Here is a 3,295-nt window from a genome sequence, read left to right as displayed (position 1 = left end):
TGGTATTTGATTTGGCAAAGCTTTCCCGACAGGCTTTATTCAAAAGCCATTCACTACCGCCAGCGAAGCCTCAAATGCTGATTCCAATTAATCGGGCTGCGCGCCTAAGGATGTCTTGCGCGCAAGCCTGAAAGGTTCGCTCAAAGCGAGCATTTCCGAAATCGCGGAGCAAGATTTTGCAAGCCATGTAAAGAAAGCAAAAGAGTCCTGTCCGTTTTCGAAACCACTTGGTGCAATCGAAGTAACACTGGACACCAAGCTGTTTGGATTTTATGTTCCAGTCGGCTTTAAGCTACCCTTTCTTTATTTAAGAATATAAATTTCTAATTTTTGGGATAATTTCAATGCATAATCCGTTAGCAATGTTTTCTGCTGTTTCTATTTCTTTATGAATACTTTTTACCATTGAATAAATACAATAAATATGGGTTTATGCAAAGATAACAAATTGCTATCATTTATTTTTTCAATATTTTCTAGGAGACTGTTCCAAAGGTTTTGTCGCAAATTTTTTATCGGCTTAAGAACGCGCTTATCTCTGGGCGCAATTATGCTGCGAGTTCGGCAAAGACCTGGAATGCCGAACGCTTGTCATTTGCGAATTGGTTCTTGCGGATCATATGAGCGACTTCGATGCCTGCGATTGTCGCTGAGGCTGAATGAAACGCTTTGAAGCCTAACATGTGCCTGGTGATACGCTTGATGAAACGTTGGTCCTGTTCAAGAATATTGTTCAGATATTTGACCTGCAGAGTTTCAATCAACTGACCCGTGCCAGTAATTTTCAAGATGTTGTTTAGAGCCTGAGCACCTGCCAGATTGGCCCGCTTTTATCAATGACTATTTTGCTCGGAACATCATTGCTTGCGATGGCTTTCTTAAAGAAACGCCTTGCAGCACCAAGATTGCGGCGCTCAGAAAGCATGAAATCAAGGGCACATACCTTAGCAGAAGTGAAAAATTTGCGACAAAGCCGAATACACTACCTGCGCAAATAATTTGGAATTCTAAAATCAAAAATTGCATTAGAATGAAATGATACAATCATTCCGATTGACTAAATAAAAAACGCAGATAAATTTTTCGACGCGCTGATAAATAAGAAAAAGATAGCATGATTATTAAAGATGCATCGAATAGCCTTTTGGAAGAGGCGGGGAACAACATGAGAGTGAATATACCGAACAGAAAGTACATCAACAGTAGAGAAAAAGACGCACTAATTACGGTGCTGAGTAGCAAGGATCTGAAGCTTCGTCTTCTTTGTAGCGTTTTGCTGTATACCGGCTGCAGGATATCTGAGTGTCTGGCATTAACGCCAGCCAATTGGGATCTCGAAGAAGGCAATATCTATATCAAGAGCCTTAAGAAGCGGCGCGACAATGTCTACCGCCGGGTTCCAATTCCGCAAAGCCTGGTCGAGCTGCTGATACTGGTTCAGGCAGAGCATCAACTGCGCGACGATGACCGAATTTGGAACTGGTCGCGCATGACAGCTTATCGCCACGTCAAGGCTGTCATGTGTGAGAGCGGTGTCAGAGAATATCAATCATCGCCCAAAGCGCTTCGTCATGGCTTTGCAGTCACCGCTGTCGAGAACGGCATCCCGATGAATCTGGTTCAACGCTGGCTTGGCCACGCAGATCAGAAAACAACTGCAATCTACGCCGATCTGGTTGGTGCGGAAGAGCGAAACTTTGCAAGTCGCACATGGGGCGACCGATCCTCGCCATGAAAGCGCGCTGATGGAAAAACATTAGACATGTCTTATATTCGACTCCGATTATCGATCAACGCCCCGAAAGTTTGGGGCCACACTATGTCCTCGCGGGGGCCTTCTTCAAATCGAACACGGTAGCTGAACAGACTGATCGAGGACTTACGGACGCTCCAATTTTACGCCTCGGTCTCCGACCCGAAAACCGAGGCGCTGCTCCGATGGTTTGATGAACGACGCAACATATAAGGAAGCGCTAAATATAACTCAATTCACAACTATTGGCCTGCAAATTGCGCTGTTTGGGCGATAGATCATACCCTGTCGGCTATCGGTAATCTCCGACGGAGTTGCCCGATGCCTCGACCCATTTGTTGATGAGAAGGTAAGGGATCACCGTCAAAGCGAGAGTTTGCGTCAGAGAAACGAGGGTGCTGGCACTTGCTCCGGCACCAACACTGAGTGTGCCATGACCGTCAGTCATCGCTACAGCAACCTGTATCAGGTTGTTTGCAAGTGCGAGAACGACAAGGCCGACAATGGGCCAGAAGCGATCAAGTCGTTGGCGAATAGCGATGACGGCGACAGCGCCCGCACAACTGAGCGGCAACAAAACGTTGCAGAAGATATTTATGCTCGAGGTGATCTCAGGTATCCATTCCGGCGAAATCGACTGAATGCTGAATATGACGAGCAAAATAGCCGCAGCGGTGCCGGAGATCAGCGCAAATAATGATCCCAACACCAAGGTGGCAAACGGCGCTCTGGAAGTCCAGGAACGTAGACGCTGCTGGCTTATCATGGATTGTGCAAGATCTTCCATACGCCCAAGCCGGTTCATAGCCATGATTTGCGCTTGCCAACGATCATAGCCAGCCTGTTCCAATTCGTCTCGGCTATCCTCAAAATGCTGTGTGAGTTCGAGAACGAAGCGTTTGACATAGCGCGGCGTAACGCCGGCACGCAGTAATTGTTCGTGAAGACAATCAAACAATTTTGGCATGAGAGCCTCCAATGACGATGGCGTGAATGGTCCTGGTGAGCTCAGTCCACCTCGAAGTGATGTCTGAGAGACGTTGTTGCCCAAGCGACGTGATGGAATAATAAATACGGCTACGGCCATTGACGGTTTGGCGCCGTGATTTCAGGGCTCCATCGCGCTCCAACCCATGCAAAACAGGGTAGACCACACCTTCAGCAAGCTGAATGGCGTCTTCTGAATGAAGCTTGATCGCCTGCACAACTTCATAGCCATACATTTCCTGTTTTGCGATGAGCTTCAGGATCAGAAGCTCTGGAACTCCGTTCATGAATATCGGATTTGTTTTGGAATCCGCCATGCTCATTTCCTTTCAAACCAATACCTAGCAACAACAGGCATATACCAATTAGTGCAAGGTATGCAAGAGCCGAGCTTTAATATTCTTCGGTGTAGGGCGTTCTACGGCAACGAAGGTCTTTATGTAGTCCGCCGATAACAGAGCATCAACTGCGCGACGATGACCGAATTTGGAACTGGTCGCGCATGACAGCTTATCGCCACGTCAAGGCTGTCATGTGTGAGAGCGGTGTCAGAGA

At 47.1% G+C, this 3,295-nt stretch carries 3 protein-coding genes and 1 pseudogene; 1 reads left to right on the top strand and 3 read right to left on the bottom strand.

The window, feature by feature from the left end:
• Positions 1-548: 548 nt before the first annotated feature.
• A pseudogene (locus ACTJKP_RS26585) lies at positions 549-934 on the bottom strand (DDE-type integrase/transposase/recombinase); the annotation flags it as partial.
• A gap of 180 nt (positions 935-1,114) precedes the next feature.
• Here ACTJKP_RS26585 and ACTJKP_RS26580 point away from each other — a divergent pair.
• Positions 1,115-1,735 (top strand): tyrosine-type recombinase/integrase, encoded by a 621-nt coding sequence (locus ACTJKP_RS26580; RefSeq protein WP_440632790.1) that lies wholly within the window; start codon positions 1,115-1,117, stop codon positions 1,733-1,735.
• Positions 1,736-2,045: 310 nt separating this feature from the next.
• Here ACTJKP_RS26580 and ACTJKP_RS26575 read toward each other — a convergent pair whose 3' ends face one another.
• A complete protein-coding gene (locus ACTJKP_RS26575; protein ID WP_440632789.1) occupies positions 2,046-2,720 on the bottom strand; it encodes a hypothetical protein in 675 nt (224 codons plus the stop codon).
• Positions 2,704-3,057 carry a PadR family transcriptional regulator gene (locus ACTJKP_RS26570; protein ID WP_440632788.1) on the bottom strand — a complete coding sequence of 118 codons (354 nt, stop codon included), beginning with the start codon at positions 3,055-3,057 and terminating at the stop codon, positions 2,704-2,706. Before ACTJKP_RS26570 ends, ACTJKP_RS26575 begins: the two co-directional genes overlap by 17 nt.
• Positions 3,058-3,295 lie beyond the last annotated feature (238 nt).

It is taken from the genome of Brucella sp. 22210, assembly GCF_052045675.1.
GTDB lineage: Bacteria > Pseudomonadota > Alphaproteobacteria > Rhizobiales > Rhizobiaceae > Brucella.
This window is presented reverse-complemented; position numbering and strand designations above follow the sequence as displayed.

What these genes read in the sequence shown, in the direction of transcription:
- ACTJKP_RS26570 (WP_440632788.1), bottom strand. Translation starts at nt 3,057, where the DNA reads ATGGCGGATTCCAAAACAAATCCGATATTCATGAACGGAGTTCCAGAG.
- ACTJKP_RS26580 (WP_440632790.1), top strand. Translation starts at nt 1,115, where the DNA reads ATGATTATTAAAGATGCATCGAATAGCCTTTTGGAAGAGGCGGGGAAC.
- ACTJKP_RS26575 (WP_440632789.1), bottom strand. Translation starts at nt 2,720, where the DNA reads ATGCCAAAATTGTTTGATTGTCTTCACGAACAATTACTGCGTGCCGGC.